This window comes from Flavipsychrobacter sp. (assembly GCA_041392855.1).
GTDB lineage: Bacteria > Bacteroidota > Bacteroidia > Chitinophagales > Chitinophagaceae > UBA5543.
Genome location: JAWKLD010000003.1, coordinates 69,882 through 88,388 on the forward strand (window position 1 = coordinate 69,882; position 18,507 = coordinate 88,388).

The 18,507-nt window shown below is 38.4% G+C and carries 20 protein-coding genes; 7 read left to right on the forward strand and 13 right to left on the reverse strand.

Features of this window, described 5'->3' with window-relative positions:
• Positions 1 to 144: 144 nt before the first annotated feature.
• Entirely contained in the window at positions 145 to 507 is a 363-nt protein-coding gene (locus R2800_15315) for a DUF1801 domain-containing protein (protein MEZ5018428.1), read from the forward strand.
• Between the two features lie 27 nt (positions 508 to 534).
• Here R2800_15315 and R2800_15320 read toward each other — a convergent pair whose 3' ends face one another.
• The 12 genes from R2800_15320 to R2800_15375 form a co-directional block, all read right to left on the reverse strand.
• Positions 535 to 984: a VOC family protein gene (locus R2800_15320; protein MEZ5018429.1), complete on the reverse strand. Its 450-nt coding sequence runs from the start codon at positions 982 to 984 to the stop codon at positions 535 to 537.
• A gap of 52 nt (positions 985 to 1,036) precedes the next feature.
• Positions 1,037 to 1,570: an isopentenyl-diphosphate Delta-isomerase gene (gene idi, locus R2800_15325; GenBank protein ID MEZ5018430.1), complete on the reverse strand. Its 534-nt coding sequence runs from the start codon at positions 1,568 to 1,570 to the stop codon at positions 1,037 to 1,039.
• Complete coding sequence (locus tag R2800_15330) at positions 1,567 to 2,295, reverse strand: lycopene cyclase domain-containing protein (GenBank protein ID MEZ5018431.1); 729 nt, start codon at positions 2,293 to 2,295, stop codon at positions 1,567 to 1,569. The genes idi and R2800_15330 overlap by 4 nt, the downstream gene beginning before the upstream one ends.
• The gene (locus R2800_15335) at positions 2,288 to 2,764 is read right to left on the reverse strand and encodes a sterol desaturase family protein (GenBank protein ID MEZ5018432.1); all 477 of its coding nucleotides are present in this window, start codon (positions 2,762 to 2,764) and stop codon (positions 2,288 to 2,290) included. The genes R2800_15330 and R2800_15335 overlap by 8 nt, the downstream gene beginning before the upstream one ends.
• Positions 2,764 to 3,600, reverse strand: coding sequence for a phytoene/squalene synthase family protein (locus R2800_15340; protein ID MEZ5018433.1), 837 nt, complete (start codon positions 3,598 to 3,600; stop codon positions 2,764 to 2,766). The genes R2800_15335 and R2800_15340 overlap by 1 nt, the downstream gene beginning before the upstream one ends.
• A gap of 21 nt (positions 3,601 to 3,621) precedes the next feature.
• Positions 3,622 to 5,091, reverse strand: a complete 1,470-nt coding sequence (gene crtI / locus R2800_15345) for a phytoene desaturase family protein (GenBank protein MEZ5018434.1) — start codon at positions 5,089 to 5,091, stop codon at positions 3,622 to 3,624.
• A 139-nt stretch (positions 5,092 to 5,230) separates the two neighbouring features.
• Complete coding sequence (locus tag R2800_15350) at positions 5,231 to 5,836, reverse strand: GNAT family protein (GenBank protein MEZ5018435.1); 606 nt, start codon at positions 5,834 to 5,836, stop codon at positions 5,231 to 5,233.
• Positions 5,836 to 6,699: an OmpA family protein gene (locus R2800_15355; protein ID MEZ5018436.1), complete on the reverse strand. Its 864-nt coding sequence runs from the start codon at positions 6,697 to 6,699 to the stop codon at positions 5,836 to 5,838. The genes R2800_15350 and R2800_15355 overlap by 1 nt, the downstream gene beginning before the upstream one ends.
• An 88-nt stretch (positions 6,700 to 6,787) precedes the next feature.
• The gene (locus tag R2800_15360) at positions 6,788 to 7,240 is read right to left on the reverse strand and encodes a cupin domain-containing protein (GenBank protein MEZ5018437.1); all 453 of its coding nucleotides are present in this window, start codon (positions 7,238 to 7,240) and stop codon (positions 6,788 to 6,790) included.
• A gap of 73 nt (positions 7,241 to 7,313) precedes the next feature.
• On the reverse strand, positions 7,314 to 8,240 hold the full coding sequence (locus R2800_15365) for a DUF2279 domain-containing protein (protein ID MEZ5018438.1): 927 nt from the start codon (positions 8,238 to 8,240) through the stop codon (positions 7,314 to 7,316).
• A gap of 76 nt (positions 8,241 to 8,316) precedes the next feature.
• Positions 8,317 to 8,664, reverse strand: coding sequence for a hypothetical protein (locus R2800_15370; protein MEZ5018439.1), 348 nt, complete (start codon positions 8,662 to 8,664; stop codon positions 8,317 to 8,319).
• Positions 8,665 to 8,703: 39 nt separating this feature from the next.
• Complete coding sequence (locus R2800_15375; GenBank protein MEZ5018440.1) at positions 8,704 to 9,612, reverse strand: mechanosensitive ion channel; 909 nt, start codon at positions 9,610 to 9,612, stop codon at positions 8,704 to 8,706.
• Positions 9,613 to 9,769: 157 nt separating this feature from the next.
• Here R2800_15375 and R2800_15380 point away from each other — a divergent pair, with 157 nt between their 5' ends.
• From R2800_15380 to R2800_15390, 3 genes are all read left to right on the forward strand, one after another.
• Entirely contained in the window at positions 9,770 to 11,902 is a 2,133-nt protein-coding gene (locus R2800_15380) for a beta-1,3-glucanase family protein (GenBank protein ID MEZ5018441.1), read from the forward strand.
• 198 nt (positions 11,903 to 12,100) lie between these two features.
• A complete protein-coding gene (locus tag R2800_15385) occupies positions 12,101 to 12,754 on the forward strand; it encodes a peroxiredoxin (GenBank protein MEZ5018442.1) in 654 nt (217 codons plus the stop codon).
• 154 nt (positions 12,755 to 12,908) lie between these two features.
• A complete protein-coding gene (locus tag R2800_15390) occupies positions 12,909 to 13,358 on the forward strand; it encodes a VOC family protein (protein ID MEZ5018443.1) in 450 nt (149 codons plus the stop codon).
• A gap of 123 nt (positions 13,359 to 13,481) precedes the next feature.
• Here R2800_15390 and R2800_15395 read toward each other — a convergent pair whose 3' ends face one another.
• Positions 13,482 to 14,102, reverse strand: a complete 621-nt coding sequence (locus R2800_15395; protein MEZ5018444.1) for a hypothetical protein — start codon at positions 14,100 to 14,102, stop codon at positions 13,482 to 13,484.
• Between the two features lie 77 nt (positions 14,103 to 14,179).
• Between R2800_15395 and R2800_15400 the strand changes: the two genes are divergently transcribed.
• The 3 genes from R2800_15400 (at position 14,180) to R2800_15410 (ending at position 18,505) form a co-directional block, all read left to right on the forward strand.
• Positions 14,180 to 15,343 (forward strand): class I SAM-dependent RNA methyltransferase, encoded by a 1,164-nt coding sequence (locus tag R2800_15400; GenBank protein MEZ5018445.1) that lies wholly within the window; start codon positions 14,180 to 14,182, stop codon positions 15,341 to 15,343.
• A 19-nt stretch (positions 15,344 to 15,362) separates the two neighbouring features.
• Entirely contained in the window at positions 15,363 to 15,908 is a 546-nt protein-coding gene (locus R2800_15405; GenBank protein ID MEZ5018446.1) for a YcxB family protein, read from the forward strand.
• Positions 15,909 to 16,171: 263 nt separating this feature from the next.
• Positions 16,172 to 18,505: a TonB-dependent receptor gene (locus R2800_15410; GenBank protein ID MEZ5018447.1), complete on the forward strand. Its 2,334-nt coding sequence runs from the start codon at positions 16,172 to 16,174 to the stop codon at positions 18,503 to 18,505.
• Positions 18,506 to 18,507: the final 2 nt, after the last annotated feature.

The following is an 18,507-nucleotide window of genomic DNA, read 5'->3' on the forward strand; positions in this document are numbered from 1 at the left end:
AATGATCAATGGCTTCCATTTCTTTCTCCCAAATTCCTTTTACATAGTAAAGCTAATACATTTTTACTAAACTTTCAATAATTACTGAAAGTTTATTTTAAAAAGAAAGTTTTATTGATTTCTAGTACTTAGTACTTTAGGAGAATGGCTATCAAGTACAGCACAATAGATGAGTATCACCTATCCTTCCCTAAGGATACCCAGGAAATATTAGCAGTAATAAGAAAAACGATTAGTGCCGCAGCACCAGATGCCAAAGAAACTATCAGCTATAATATGCCTGCATTCAAACAAAATGGCATGCTGGTATACTATGCAGCCTACAAAAACCATATTGGCTTTTATGCGCTCCCGTCAGGCAATGCCGCATTTAAGAAAGAGTTGTCTAAATACAAAACGGGCAAAGGCTCTATACAGTTTCCTATAGACGAGCCTATGCCATTAGATCTTATTCATAAAATGGTAAAAATGAGGGTGCAAGAGAATCTAAATAAGGCAAAGAAGTAGATGCGCCGTCCCTTATTCATAGCCATACTATTCTTTCCCTTCAGGCATTCTTTCGTTATAGCTTACCATCCAGTTTATGTCAAACTTATCGGTGCACATACCAAAATAATCGCCCCAAAACGTAGGGCCAATAGGCATAGTAATATTACCCCCTTCTGATAAGCCATTAAAAAACTTATCTGCATCTTCTTTACTATCCGTACTAATTGAGATGGTGATATTATTACCTATAGTTACCTTAGGAGCCCACTCACCTCCTGTATCACTACCCATAAGTATGGTTTCTTTGCTGATGGGCAATGATATATGCATAATGAGGTTCTTCATCTCCTCTGGCAATGGTGGCTGCCCTTCTTGAGGTGGCATGTCTGAGAAACGACCTACGTAAGTAAAGTCGCCTCCGAAAATTGATTTATAATGATTGAAGGCAGCTTCGCAATTACCCAAAAAAGTAAGGTATGGATTAACAGTTGTCATACTAAGTAGTTTGTTTTAAAAATACTTAATAAAACAACACGGTCTGCACGTGCTACGAAACGACTAGTCGATTCTCAATAAATTCAGGTAACACCATTTTGAACCAAGCTGTGAATAATTGAGGTTCTTTTTTCATCCACTCGTAAAGGTCGTCAATAGCCACGTATTTATAACTAGCCACCTCCTCTTTATTGGGTATGATTTCGCCACTATAATTTCCGATGTAAATATGGTCGTACTCATTTTCTATTAAGCCCTGCCCTACTTCAGCCTTATATCTAAACGTAAATATCTTCTCAATCGAACAATCAAACCCCATCTCTTCTCTCATTCTTCGGTGGGCTGCTGCAGTGGTACTTTCACCAAAGCGTGGGTGCGAACAACAAGCATTACTCCATAAACCCGGAGAGTGATATTTATTCTTTGCTCTCTGCTGCAACAGCATCTCACCACTATCATTCATAATGAATACAGAAAATGCTCTATGCAATGTACCATCAATATGTGCTTGCATCTTATTAGCAAGACCTAAGTATTCATCTTGCTCGTTTACACATATCACCTTTTCTTCTCTACTTATTATCATGCTTCTTCAAGTTTTACATTGTTAACACTTATTGTTTTCGACACTGATTTACTTTTCAACCATTCGTACCCAGACACATTCATTAGCAGCATGAGCAATGCGTACATAGTATCTTCTACAGGTATTGTAAAAAGTCTTATCTCTAAATTATGGTTATCGTCATACCACACGATAGGACTAGACAACCAACTACCGGTAAGCAAACCGTTAGACAGAAAAAATGGTACAAGGATAATTAAGTACGTGATATAAAAGCGATCTATATAATTTACTTTTTGTCTCATTAACAACACTAAGAATACACTTAAAGAGAAAAAAGTGATAGCAGTGTACAGGCGCTCGTAATTAAATATCACTAATAGTAATAATACTCCTACTAGCAGATAGGTTCTTTGTCTTGCTACTTTTGCAAAAGAAAATTTTATATACTTACTCAATACATAATAGGTGTAGGTGCATGCGTAAGGGATGCATATAAAGAACAAGACCTCTTCTAGCGGCAGATTTCCTAATCTTATACCCATAATGTAATCATCATTAAAGCCCCAAATACCCATTCGGGTAAAAGCAGCATCCCATATTAAAAACAATACAGCAACAGCAATATTAGCTGGTACAAACCACCTCCACTCCTTATAAAAAGGAGATTTTGGATGAAATGATGCTATCAATGGAACGATGATGCACATCAAATCAATAAGTAGGTATATATATTGTTTATCCAATAGCTTTATCTTTTCTAAGCTCTTCTTTAAAATATTTCATGGGCACCCACAACATGCCAAAACACTCACCGTCTTCTTTACCCAAATGTTTATGGTGCATTTTATGAGCCCTTCTTATAGCACGGAAATAAAAATTATCTGTATGCCTTAGTATTTTAAACCGTTGATGAATAAAAATATCATGCACAAAAAAGTAGGTGAACCCATATATCGTGATACCTATACCTGCAAATAGTAGAATTGTAAGCGATGGCACAAAAGTGCCAACAGCCATCAGTGCAATACCGGGCAATGCAAATATTAGAAAGAAGTAATCATTTTTTTCGAAAAACGAACTTGAGGTCTTTTTATGATGGTCTGCATGCAGATTCCATAAAGAACCATGCATTAGGTATTTGTGTGCCAACCATGCTACTCCTTCCATAGACACGGCTGCCGTTATCGTTACGAGTATGTATATCCAAGTCATTATATTAGTCTTAAGCTATGTTTGAAATAAGATGTAAATAATAGACCTAATTTATGATGGTTAGGTATCCTTACTCTGGTTTCTAGCACATGGTCTGATGGCATTGATTTTATTTTTGCAAACAAACGCTTGTAGTAGACATAAGCAACGTATACGCCAAATCTTGAGCTTTCAGGTAATTGCTTAATCCCTTCTAGCGCCGCTGCAAAATCTCGTTCTATCTCATACTCTATTTTTATTTTGTCCGTTCTGGTAAACTCTTTCATATCTACTCCCGGGAAATAGGTTCTGCCCAATGCTTGATAGTCATCCTTCATATCGCGCAGAAAGTTTACTTTCTGGAAGGCTGCGCCAAGCTTCATGGCAGATGGTTTTAGCTTTTGATACAATGCCTTATCTCCCTCTGTAAAAACATGCAAGCACATCAAACCTACCACTTCTGCAGAGCCCAAAATATACTCCTCGTATGAAAGGGTATCATGGTCTGCTTTCCCCAAATCGGTTTCCATACTATTTAGAAAACAGTCAATTAGTTCTTGCTCAATACCATATTGATTCACCGTTTGTTGAAAGCTGTTCAATATAGGATTGAGGCTAATACCTCTTTCTATTGCTTTGTAGGTCTCTTCTTTAAATTCTTGTAATAACGTTTCTTTATCATAATCATGAAAAGTATCTACAATTTCATCAGCAAAACGCACGTAGCCGTATATATTGTATATCGCCGACCTTAACCTTTTGTTAAGGCATAGTATCCCTAGCGAAAAGCTAGTGCTATACGTTCTGGTAGTAACTCTACTTGTTGTCTCAGATACCTTGTCAAACAAATGCTTCATATATTGAGTATTGTTTTGTTATTATTTAGCCAGCTGCTCGTAAGCCAATTTCCCAGATATAAGCGACGGTGGCACTCCTGGTCCTGGCACTGTTAGCTGACCTGTATATATCAGGTTCTTCACTTTTTTATTTCTGATGGATGGTTTGAGTATGGCTGTTTGCTTTAGCGTATTAGCTAAACCATAGGCATTACCCTTATAAGCATGATAGTCTTTCACAAAATCATTTACGCAATAACTCTTTTTATAGATTACATGTGCTGCTATTTCATCACCACAATGCTCTTCAATTCTTTTTATTACCTGTGGAAAATACCGTTCCCTTATTGCTTCCGTATCCTCTATACCCGGTGCTATAGGTATGAGTATAAACAAGTTTTCATGCCCTTCTGGTGCTACACTACTATCTGTTTTTGAGGGGCAACAAACATAAAACAGCGGACGTTTTGGCCACTCTTTTGTTTCATATATCTCCTTGGCATGACCATCAAAATCAGCATCGAAGAATAGGTTGTGGTGTTGTAGGTTCTTTACCTTTTTGTTGACGCCTACATAATAGATCAAACTAGATGGGGCAAATGTCTTCTTATCCCAATACGCTTTCGTATAGTTTCTGTGTTGCTGTTGCAGCAGGTGCTGCTCTACAAAGCTATAATCACCCGATGCTATGATATAGTCTGTCTCTACACGGCTACCATTTACTATAATACTTTTAGCAGCATTTTTTTCTACATCTATTCTTGTCACCTCGGCATTGGTATGAAATTCAACACCCAGTTCGCGAGCCAAAGACTCCATCGCTTCAACAATTTTATGCATGCCACCCATAGGGTACCATGTACCTTGCGATAAAGCGGCATGGTTCATCAATGTGTATAAAGCAGGAATATCTTTTGCCATTGCACCCAGAAATAGAATAGGGAACTCCATCAGCTGAACCAAACGCTCGTCCTTAAAATATTGGGCTACATGTTTCTTTACAGAGCGGAATAAATGAGTTTTAGCCACCCCTCGTAGCACATCCATATTCATAAACTCAGTAATAGATAAGCCTGGCTTGTGCACCAAGTCCTGCATGCCTACTTGATATTTATAAGCCGCATCTTTCAAAAAACGTTGTAATTGCTTAGCAGCGCCCTGCTCTATCTGCTCAAATGTATTGTATAGTTCTTCTATGCTGGCGGGTATGGCAAGAGGTTCTTGCTCCTTGAAGAAGATTTGAAAACCAGGGTCTAGCTTTACCAGGTCGTAATAATCACTCACCTTTTTGCCAAAATCACTAAAGAATCGCTCAAACACATCAGGCATCCAATACCAGCTAGGCCCCATATCAAACACAAACCCTTGCTCTTCAAAACACCTAGCTCTACCACCTATAGTATCATTTTTTTCATATACCGACACTGCATAGCCATGCTTGGCAGCATAACATGCTGATGCCAAACCTGAAAAGCCAGACCCTATAACAGTTAAATGCTTTTTGCTATACATTGTAGGTACAAAGGTCAGCAAAGAGCGTTTAAGTTCAGTTATTTTATAAGTGTTGAATGATAGGCAAAAAGAATTTTGATTATTGGCGTTTTTTCCTTATATGTTTATCGTTGTAACAATATTGATTTTGAGAGAAGGATTAATATTGTTTTACTCTTTCCATTAATTGCTGCTTTATGCTTTCCCATTCAGACTTTAGAATACTATAAAACGCAGAAGATCTATAAGTCCCATTATCGCGAAGTCTATCATTTCTATGTATTCCTTCAAACTGTCCCCCTAATTTTTCTATAGCTTTTCGGGAACGAATATTTAATTCGTCTGTTTTGTACTGTACTCTTTCTAGGTCTAACTCTTCAAAACAATAAGTCATTAATAATAACTTACACTCAGTATTTACTCCGGTTGCCCAATAGTCTGGATGTAACCATGTAAACCCTATCTCAACATTCCGATTTTCTAGATCTATATTCAAGAACCTGGTACTCCCTATAATTTTTTCTTCTGCTTTTTTCTTTATAATAAAAGGAAATTGCTTTAGTTTTTCTTTTTTAGCTAATGACTTCTTTAACTCTTTATCCAACCTAGCAGCTATAGAACCATCAAAAGGATAATGTTCCCATATACGCTTTTCAGATGCTACCGTCAATAGCATTGGTATATGTTCTTCTAGCATGGGTTGAAGTTCAACCCCAATACCTGAAAGCACCAAATTTTTAGAAATAACATTCATCGCATCATTCATTACTCTCCTTCTGGTCCCTTCTCTATCAAATCCATGAACTGATCTAGCTTAGGTGTAATGATAATCTCGGTTCTTCTATTCTTAGTCTTGCCCATTTCTGTATCATTATCGGCAACGGGATTATACTCACCTCGCCCACCAGCTGTCATGCGTTTAGGGTCTACACCATATTCGTTTTGCAATGCCTGTACTACCGATGAAGCACGTAACGCACTCAAGTCCCAGTTGTTTCTAATATTCTCTCTTGTAATAGGAACATTATCTGTATTACCTTCAACTAGTACTTCATAGTCTTTGTAATCTTTGATGATCTTTGCGATCTTGCTCAATGTCTCTCCTGCACGAGTAGAAATATTATAACTACCTGATTTATACAGCATATTATCAGACAAAGAGATATACACTACTCCCTTTAGCACTTTTATATCTACATCCTTTAACTCTTCTCTACTTAGAGAGCGGGTCAAGTTATTGGTCAATACTACATTAAGTGAGTCGCTCTTGTTCTTTAAATTGACCAAGTGTTGTATGTATTCATTAGACGCTTTTATCTCATCTACCAGTTTAGCAATGTTCACGCTTCCTTGATTAGTAGAGGTCAAACATTTATCTAAAGCATTTTGTAACGATGCTGCATTTCTTCTTTCTGAAGCCAGTTGCTCTTCCAATCCTGTCACCCTTTCTCTGGATGCAGATAAGTTCCTTTCACAGTCTTGGTTTTTACTTGTCCATTCCGCAGTATTTGCGTTGGATGTTTGTTGTAATTTGCTGTAGCGCGATTGTAGGTCTTTGTATTTTTTAGTGCTTACGCAACCTGAGGTCAACAAGCCCAAAGCAAGCACTGCTAATAATGGCTTTCTCATACTCTAGATGTTTAGTTCTACACCGAAGGTAGAATAATTATAAAATGAATAACGAATAGTATTGTGAATAAATTGATAAAGTGTCGTATTACTGAATCAATGGATTATCTGCTATCGGCTGATAAGGACCAAAATTATCCTGACCAAATACACCAATAAGATTAAGTACCGTATCTCCTGCATTGATAAATGTATGCGGTGTGTTGGCAGGTATTCTTACAATATATGGTGCTGTAACGGTAAACTCTGTATCCGCAATATGGTAAGTAACAGTACCATTGAGTACCACATGCGCTTCCTCTACAGGGTGCACGTGTAATGGCGGGCCTCCTCCCTTTTGTGTTTCTGTGATCACAAAAGACATGGATGTCATATTATTATTCTTCCCTTCAGCTTGATATACTGTTTCTCCATTCCCTACTTCTATCTTTTTCATATCATCCAGTGCTATTACATAGCCTCCTTTTGCTTTTGGCTTGCTAGACTCGGGAGCGCTACAAGCGGCCAATAGTAATACTGTTAATAAGAATCCGTATCTCATTGTATAAAAATAAGACTTTAAACCATCTAGACGATAGGCTACTATGAACTACAGAACCCTAAGCGTATTCCTTCTAAAAATAAATAGGATGAAAATGCAAACCCGTCTCGGTATTGATCTCTAATGCCGGTGATGGTATCTTTATATACAACCTGTCAAATATTGCGTTCAAAAGCCCGCTCTTGGTATTGATAACCGACAAGTTGATATCAGGAGAAATATAAAACTGGCGTTCGCGAGGAATATTATTTGCATTTACACCAACACCATTCTCATCTGTCCAAGAGTTATTGTACGCGCCATACATTTGGTTGGCACCATAACCTAGTGCCACGTTCAACCATTTGGGCCACCACGATACACCAAACTGATGTACCCCGACGGATAGCCAATAAGTTTGTGCGTTATAGTCTTTAAGGATGCGCTCTCCCTGTCCTTTCCCAAAACGCTGTCGGGTTACGTACTGGTAGGTAGGGTCATAGCTTTTGTTATGATAGCTAAACTTAAATTGTATCCGTTGTTCTTTCCATAACAGCTCCTGACCAGCAAACAAAGCAACACCAGCTACATTTGCCCCCATATCACCATAGCTAAAACCCCATTCCGACGAATGACCATCTAAAAACTCTATGATAGAAAGAAAGGCTAAACTACTTGTTGACCCTATCAATACAGCTTTTTTCTTTCTGACACCTGTCCAACTATAAACATCAGTAAGAATGCCCGCTACTGCATAGCCACTATAAGCATGCCCTAGCTTGTCTACTTGATTCCATACCCCAATATCGTTGCGCGTATGAAAACTACTACGCGGGTAATCTTCATACCAAGCTTTATTCAATCCATAAAACGTAAAGCCCATAGAGGCGGCATGTAGTGTACCTACCAAAATCAGTCTGTTACGCTGAGTGTGGTCCTTTTTCTTTTCTTCTTGTGCAGTAGCTGGGGCTACTAAAATGACTGCCAACAAGCATAATAGAAAATGGGAGTATCTATTCATTAAGTGGCTATTCTATGATTGAACGGCGAAGATAAATGATTAATAAAACACGTCAAGTTAAGCAATTGTAAGGTACTTAGCCAAATATTTTGACTAGCCCCCCAAACACAAAAAGAATACCTACTGTAGTTAAACCAAAAAGCACAAGAGAAAGGCTGGATGTTGTGGTAATGGTAAGGATGCAACTGAGTAAACAAATAACAGCTCCTATCAATATCAAGATCAAGCCTTGTGAACGGAGCTTAGCAGTACGCATTTGATACGTTTCTTCTACGAGGTTCTTTATAAAATATGCTTCATGCCCTTCAGCCAAAAGCTCTTCTACAATTTGCTCTCGCTTTCTGCCTCGGTTCAGCAAGTCTACCACTTGTTGGGTAACAGATATTTGTTGTGTTGTTTGCATTGTAACAATGTGTGCAGACATACAAGTTAAAAATTACCGCATATATATGCAAATAAAAGCTTACTTGTCCCCTTTAAGGTCTACTGTAGGTATCCTTACTATTTCAACTGTTGCAGATGCTAGGTGAACTACCCCATTAGTAGCCTGTATAGCCGCGCCTATCCTTTCGTTCAGCTCATGCTTTACCCATCTTCTTTTTTTATAATCTACTATATAACGAAGGTTGAATTGCATCCAATTATCTGTCATGGTAATTGCCAATGTAGGGGCAACGTTCGCATCTTCTATATAGTACTTCTCTACTACAGTCTTCCAGTTGGCTACCGATTGCTCCACATATTCTGACAACAGTTCTGAAGCTATGCTAATAACAATAGACTTGGCCTTTTCCATATCCGAGCCATATCTTATAGGAAGATCGAACTCATCCCAAACAAAAGGAAAATCTTGAGAATAGTTATAAATGGGGCCTTTAAAAACAAAGGCATTGCTCAACTTTACTATCCTACCACTATAGTTATCACTACTTACCCATTCTCCAATTTCCATCATGGTTGTGTAGATACTATCGATATCTATTACATCACCTTTTATACCGTTTATCTCTATTCTATCTCCCGGCTTATACACCTTTACTAAAAAGATATAGAACGAACCCGCAATACTTAATATCAATTCTTGCAGGGTAATGGTAATACCTGCAGTAAGCAAACCTATTGCAAGCGTCAGGTCTCCTATCTTGCCTGTGAAGTAGGTAATAGTGAGCAGAATGATAAGTAGGTAGCCTAATATCTCTACCGCCTTTTGCGACTTGTACCTAACAGAAGTATCAGGCAATGCTTTTTTAAGCATTTTTCTAATTACAGATATAGCTACAATAATTAACCCTACCCACAAAAGGTATTTGATAATACTCCACGTGGCTGGGTGTGCATCTAGCCAGTTCTGAATATATTCTATTATTTCCATGAGTCTCTGAAACTAAAAATACGACTATTAACAATAACCATATATGACAGATGTCATGTATTCAATTGATACTATATCACTTTGCAAGTATTATGAATTAATTTTACACCTACCTACAATACACTATCATTTATTGTAACACTTAAAACCAAGCACCATGAAACTGAATAGCAAAAGCATATTCGCTGCATTATTGTACCTTTTTTTATTTTGCCTACAGGCACAAGCAAAGTATTACCCTTTAAAAATTGTAGACTACACCGGAAACACAAAGGGCGGCATACACGCCTATATGATCTTCTTGGCTCAAGACACTACCACAGCTGCCAACCATTGCGTTTTAGAACTCACTTATGACAGCACTAGCAAATTGTACAAGGGCAGCTTGGTAAAGATCGACCAAAACACGAATTCGTCTAAATACACTTACCGTTTAGATAAGCTTAAAGGCTTCAACAAAAAAACTAAGTCAGTAACTGTACTCATCCCCAATACCATTAGCGGTCGGTGTATGGTTTCTCTAAACTACCCCTTGTACATGCCTCCAGTACAATCTACGGTAGACTCTTCTTGGAGTCTGCAAGCACCAAGCGCAAGCAATATTACAGATGTAAACTATGACATTATTTACGACAAGTTCGAGTTTACATACAACCTTAAGAACACTATGTATATAGACCCTACCGCGGTAGACTTTTTTGCTATACCTATAGGGCTTAAAAGTTCTAACGATTCTAGCGGACCACCACCAAATGCTAATAGACCAGATCTTTTAAAAACAATTATTGGCGTACTGGATAGCAATAAAAACAAAAAATGGAGGGCTTTAGAGATAACAGATTCCAATACAGTTCTACGTATCGACGCTCCATACATGTCTCCTAATTTTGACACAAGCTACCTAACGGGCAATACATATAATTACATCGACAGTCTGACAAAATACTATGAATCAAATATTTTAAAGATCAATTGCGATGAGCTGAGAGATACAGGTGGGCAAATATTTGATACCTACCATACCAAACCCCAAGAGGATCCCGGAGCATATATGTTTACCAGCAAAAAAATAAAAAAGGGATTGTGGGTGTTTACTAACAAGCCTAAAAAAGGGAAGCCCATCGTAGTGAGTATAAACATGAATCAAGCCACCTCATTCAACTTTTTTGCTCCGGGCACTTCTCCATTCTTAACTACTAACAAAATGGTGATTAGTATCATAGTAAAAAACATAACTGCTGCCTTTACGGTTGGGCTACTACCCGCTCCTGACAGTATGCTGATCGATGACTCTTATATTAATGACACTACTAAATACCCTTACTACAAGTATAACAAACAACTAAAAGCACCTAAGATTACCGGACCTTGGTATAACTTATATACTAAGGCATTGCACAAAGCAATACCACAGATATATGCATTTGCTTTTGACGATGTACTTGGGCAAAGTGGCACTTTAATAAGTAGTGATAACTCTGATACCATTACCCTTACATTATGCGACATGGGTAATATCAAAATACCTAAACATAGTAGCCTACTACCTGTCTATGCCGATACACTTATATATAATAGTGGCTTTGTTCATATCGGCAACCAATATATTGACACGCTAAGATGGAAAGTGCCTAACAACCAGCCTAGCAATGCCCAATATTTTTTTATGGGTGCTGGTCCTGGCTTTACCATAACGCCTGAGCAATTCCTTTCTTTCCAGTATGGGAATTTCTTTTCCTCAACAGACACTATAGGCTGGGTAGCTATACCTGACTCTTTATTCGGCAATTGCTCAAACCCAATGATACCAATGACGGTAAATAGTTGTGGTGGCCCTAACACGCCATGCCCTACCAGTAGCAACTGGCAACAATGGCAAAAATCGGTAAGCTATAATCTTATGCCAAGTATCGACAGTCCTGTATATCCTGTTGTGGCTACTTATAATGGAGGCTTTAGTAAAAAAGGCAATTATTATGTTGACACCGTAAAATGGACAGTACCATCAAACCAGCCTTCTACAGCCAACTATTTCTTTATGGGTAGTGGTAGTGGCTTTACAATACCACCTGATACATTTGTGTACTATCAAGCAGGCACACAATATTCGGGCAAAGACACTGTAGGCATTATCCGCATTCCTACTTCTGTTTTTAATAATCAATTACCTCAAAACATATCGATACAGGTGATGACTTGTGGTGGCCCAGGACATCCCTGCCCTACTAAAAAGAATATTAATTACTGGCAGTGTGCTTCAGGATCAAATATTGAACCTCCTAAAAAATAAATAACGCTTAACATATACAAAGCGCCACCTAAAAGGGTGGCGCTTTAAATTGCCCTACAGTTCTGTTAAAAATCAGTTGCTAATGTGACTTTAGTCACATTTTTCATAAACGCTTATACCTAATTTTAAATATTGCTTCTGATAACAGCAGCATAGTATATAATGACTAAAAACTATTAAGTAATAAAAACCAACAAAATGAATACAGAAACAGAAAACATAATGACCATGCCACGCATAGGAGACATGGCACCAGACTTTGAAGCCGTAACCACTATTGGAAATTTAAAGTTTAGCGACTACAACAAAGATAGCTGGGTACTGCTTTTCTCTCACCCCGCTGATTTCACCCCTGTCTGCACAACGGAGATGTCTGCATTTGCTACTGAAGAAGAATACTTTAAGCAGCAAAACACAAAGCTAATGGGATTGAGTATAGACAGTATACACTCTCATATAGCATGGGTAAATAACGTGAAGAAGAACATGGGCATACTAATGAAGTTTCCCATCATTGCAGATATTGACATGAAAGTGGCTAAACTATATGGTATGCTGCAGCCCGGTGAAAGTGAAACGGCTGCTGTAAGAGCTGTGTTTTTTATTGATCCTACCGGAAAGATAAGACTGATCATGTATTACCCGCTTAACGTAGGTAGAAACATGGATGAGATAAAAAGAGTTTTAGCAGCATTACAAACAAGTGACGAGAACAAAGTAGCTATGCCGCTCAACTGGAAAAAAGGTGACAAGGTGATAGTACCTCCACCAAAAACCGTTACTGCAATGGAAGAAAGGGAACAGAGTGATTATGAGATGGTGGACTTCTACCTTGCAAAGAAAGACCTGTAAGGCACTAATCAATTATAGATAATAGTTAGCAAGTAGTGGGTTTTCTCATTACTTGCTTTTTATTTCAGATACATCGCCCCTTATTAATGTCGCAAACAAGCCCTAGCATTAGTACAAAAAGCAGCTAAGTTTGTAGCTATTAAAGCGAAACACTATGCAAAAAATAACTCCTTTCCTTTGGTTTGATAATAATGCCGAAGAGGCGATTAACTTCTATATCAAAACATTTAAAGATGCCAGTATAAACAACATAAATAGACGTACACCAGATGGGCCACTATTTACTGGTAGTTTTACTCTTTTTGGTCAGGAATACGGCGTTATTAATGGAGGTCCAATGTTTAAATTCAACGAAGCGGTATCATTTGTTGTGCATTGTAAAGACCAAGAAGAAGTAGATTACTATTGGGATGCACTAACCGCAGATGGCGGCGAGGAAAGCATGTGTGGTTGGCTGAAAGACAAATTTGGTTTATCATGGCAGATAATACCTGATAGATTAATGGAACTACTAAATCACCCCGATGCAGACAAAGCACAACGTGCTACACAAGCCATGCTAAAAATGAAGAAGATAGATATTGATATTCTTGAAAATGCATAAAACAAGGATAACGTTTCCTAAGCTATGCTACCTTTGTAGGTAATATGTCATTATTTACAATAGCAGCACTTATTACAATTACTTGTAACAAGCGTTTAGCTCTTTATGTGCAATAAGATGTAATTAATTCTCTTTCTCCTCCTCCAATATTTCACCATAATGTTGTATCAACCTCTTTCCAGCAATAGCAGAAAGTATCTTTTTATCTTGCTGACCTTTTTCAATATGTTGAATGTAATGATCAACAAACATGAACATGTAATCATTATGCTCCTCTTGCTTTATAAAACGTTTGCTTTTTATGTTAATAGCAATTGATAATGGAGTTTTTATAAAACCTCTCCTACTCCACCAACCCATCAATAGAGATGTTACAATTGCAATATTCGTTTCCCTATTTAAACATTTCTCACAGCCTACTTTTAGGTATGTTTTATGATAGGTGACCACCAAAAGACCAATAGTTGTAGCTACTAATGCTGCCTTGAGGGGCGTTACTGATTCCTCACATATAGGACATGTTGTATGACTTAAAATATCGCAAAACTTCAATAATTCTGCTCTACTATAGTTTTGTTGAGTAATAGCTTTCGTTATTGTTTTATCAATACCCCGCTTATCCAGTTCATGATGTATTATTTCAATAGCTTCAGGGGTAAGCCCTTTCGCATCCTGAGTTATTATTCTCAACAACTCATCATTTGACATACTTTGATACCTTTCTTTTATTATTTGTATATCCATTACTATTGCATTTATAAGACTATTGAAACAGAATTGTGTAACAATATATAATATCCCATGCTACCTTTGCAGGTAATATGTCATTATTCACAATAGCAGCACCTATTACAATTACTTGTAACAAGCGTTTGGCTCCTTATGTAGCGCAGGAGGTAGAGGAATTAGGGTTTACCATAGAGAAAACCTTTATAACAGGGGTACGCATCACAGGCACTATGGCCGATTGTATGCGACTGAACCTTAACCTGCGCTGTGCCAGTCAGGTCTTATATAGCATTAAGTCTTTTACTGCTGCAGATGCCGATGAGGTGTATAATAATGTACGGAGCTACCCTTGGGAAGACCTGTTGGAAAAAGACAGCTACTTTTCTATCACCAGCAATGTGTTTAATGACACCATCAACAATAATATGTTTGCCAACCTACGGGTGAAGGATGCCATAGTAGACCGTATGATGGACAAAACTGGTACCAGACCCAATACTGGTGCCGACCTAAAAGGAGCTGTAGTACATCTGTTTTGGAAACAAGAACAAGCAGAACTGTTTATCGATACTTCGGGCAACTCTTTAGCGAGACATGGCTATCGTAAAATACCGGGACGTGCCCCTATGCTTGAAGCCTTGGCTGCTGCAACAATACTGGCGAGTAAATGGGATAGAAGATCACCATTCATCAGCCCCATGTGTGGTTCGGGAACATTAGCTATCGAAGCAGCACTAATTGCTACCAATACCAAACCCGGACTATTTAGGACCAACTATGCCTTCATGCACATAAAAGGGTTTGACGAAGACGCCTATCTTGATGAACGGGGCAAGTTGGAAAACCAAATACAGGATGACGTAAAAGGACTACGCATTATAGCAACAGACTACGACAGACAAACCATCGTCAATGCACAAAAAAATGCTAAAGCAGCAGGTGTATATGACCTGATAGAATTCAACAAACAAGACTTTGCCGACACGCACGTGCCACAGGGCAAGAAAGGCATAGTAATACTCAACCCCGAATATGGAGAGCGCCTTGGAGATGAACCTGAATTAGAAGCCACTTATAAACGCATAGGTGATTTTATGAAGCAGAAATGCGGTGGTTATTATGGTTATATCTTTACAGGGAATCTAGACTTGGCTAAAAAAATAGGACTAAAACCCAGTCGACGAATAGAATTTTATAACAGTAAGATAGACTGCCGCCTGCTGGAATATGAGCTATACGAAGGCAGTAAGCGATAATAAAATAAGCACAAGAAATATGAACTTAGAATACACCTTGACCGAACAAGATTTTTTAGACTATCAGATGTATAGTGCTACCAAATCGGATAGGATCAATAAAAAACGTCAAAGAAGCCGAATGGGCATGAGCCTACTCTATTTGGCTTTTGGTGTTTTCTTCTTAGCCACACAGAGCTATGCCTTTGGAGCTGTATTTATGGGTTTAGCTATCATATGGTTTTTTGCTCGCCCTATGCTTGACAAAAAGCGGTATGAAAAACATTTCTTAGGTTTTATCAACGAGCATTATAAAGATAGCTTTGGCAGAAAAGTAATACTAGAACTTACTGACGACTACATATTTGCAAAAGAGGCAGGCATGGAGAGTAAAGTAAGCACCGAAGAACTGGTGGAGGTTAACGAACTGAAAAATCTAATACTCATCAAGCTCAAAAAAGGACAAGCAGTACTGCTACCCAAACACAGTATGGAAGGTAGCGAGCTACTTATTGCCAAGCTTAAAGAACTGGCACAGCACCTCAACATACCCTATACAGAAGAGCTAGACTGGAAGTGGAGATAACCACCTTCCCCCTTCCCCGACGAAATCCTACGGTTTACCGCCATTTCTTTCCGTTTCCCCGATATGTTTTTGACTATACAGTCATATAGTAGTCTATTTGCATTCGAAATAACGCATTAATTAATATTATATCTCTAAACAACATAGGGGTATCTCATTATAGCGTTGTCTTTGGTATAAATAATAGTTAAAACCCAAGGTTTTATAACATCATCAATTATTAAATAAAATACATTCGTTCTCCAAAACTAGTTCCCACAGCTATGTCTAAACTAAAACTGCTCTTTCTACTACTACTTTTAGGAAGCAGCCTAGTCTCTCAAGCACAAAAAAATAATTTTACCGTAAGCGGTACGATCAAAGCACAATCCTCCGGCGAAACCCTAATAGGTGCCGTAGTAAAAATAAAAGACCTTAAAGGTGCCGGTACGGTTACTAATGAGTATGGATTCTACTCCTTGACCGTGCCATCTGGCAGCTACGAGCTCGAGGTAAGCTACATTGGCTATGAGCTAAATACCATTGCCATTACTCTGGACAAAAACATTACCCAAGATGTAGACATGGTAGAGAAAGGCAAGCAGCTAAACGAAGTGGTTGTAAAAAGTGTACGTGAAGATGCCAACGTATCGCGTACGGAAATGGGGGTAATGAAGCTGGATGTAAAAACTGCTAATAAGCTTCCTGTTATTATGGGAGAGCGCGACATCTTAAAAACCATGACATTAATGCCGGGTATCTCTTCAGCAGGCGATGGCAATAGTGGTTTCTATGTACGTGGTGGCGGACCTGACCAAAACTTGATACTACTAGATGAAGCTCCTGTATATAATGCCTCTCACCTTTTAGGTTTCTTCTCTACCTTCAACTCTGATGCGATAAAAGATGTAACAGTATATAAAGGCACTATACCTGCAGAGTTTGGCGGTCGTTTATCATCGGTACTGGATATACAGATGAACGAGGGTAACAATAAAAAATACCATGTAAGCGGGGGTATAGGTCTTATCTCTTCAAAACTAAGTGTTGAAGGTCCTCTACAGAAAGGCAAAAGCTCTTTCTTGATATCAGGTCGTAGAACCTATGCAGACATGTTCTTAAAACTGTCGAACAACGAGAACCTAAAAAACAGTAAACTTTACTTTTACGACCTTAATGCAAAGGTTAACTATAAGATCAATGATAAGAACAGAATATATCTTTCAGGGTATTTTGGTAGGGACGTTTTAGGCTTCGATAATATCTTTGGGTTTGACTGGGGTAACTCTACAGCTACGCTTAGGTGGAACCATATTGTAAACAGCAAACTCTTCTCTAACACCTCTGCTATATTTAGCGACTATCGCTACAACATAGGCATTACTAATGCAGGCTTTAACTTCGACATCAAATCCAAAATACAAGACTGGAACCTGAAACAAGAGTTTACCTACTATGCCAATACTAAGCATACTGTAAAGTTTGGTTTCAATACGATACACCACACTATTGAGCCGGGTAATATAGTAGCAAAAGGTGCAAATTCTCAAGTAAATAATACTAATGTAGAAGATCGTTTTGCTTGGGAAAATGCTGTGTTCGTAGCAGACGAATGGAAAGTAAATGAAAAGATAAAACTTAACTATGGTTTACGCGCTACATCATTTACACTATTAGGAGCAGGCTCCTTCTATACCTACGACCAAGAAGGCAATGCTACCGACAGCGTGAAGTACCAAAGCGGGGAGTTTGCTAAAACCTATTTCAATCTGGAGCCTCGTGTTAGCATCAACTATATGCTAACCAAAGAGTCTTCTATTAAAGCAGGCTATTCCAGAAGTGCGCAGTACTTGCACTTAATGTCTAACTCTACAACAGGCAACCCTACCGACCTTTGGATACCTAGTAGTGAAAATGTAAAACCTCAAGTAGCTGACCAATACACTTTGGGCTACTACAGAAACTTTAATGATAACAAATATGAGTTCTCTGCTGAGGTATACTACAAAGACATGCAAAACCAAATAGACTATAAAAATGGTGCACAGCTGAATGTAAATACAAAGATCGAAAGCGAACTTCTATTTGGTGTAGGCAGGGCTTATGGTATTGAGCTATTCTTTAAGAAAAGATATGGACGTTTCAACGGTTGGGTAGGCTATACGCTTTCTCGTACTGAACGTAAAATAAATGGTATCAACAATGGTGATTGGTATGTGTCTAGATACGACCGTACGCACGATGTATCTGCTGTAGCCATGTACGACCTTACTAAACGCTGGACCATATCTGCTATATGGGTATACAACACAGGTAATGCGGTGACCTACCCTGCCGGCAAGTATAACATTGACGGGCAAACCTATTTCTACTACACAGAAAGGAATGCTTCTCGCATGCCAGCTTACCATCGTCTAGATCTAGGAGCTACCTATACCAAGGTTACTAAAAAAGGACGTGAGAGCAGCTGGGCATTCTCTATATACAATGCCTATAACCGATTCAACCCATTCTCTATTGCATTTGAACAAAATGCAAACAATCCACAACAAACTCAAGCTGTACAAACATCGTTGTTTGGCATAGTACCATCTATTACTTACAACTTTAAATTCTAAAC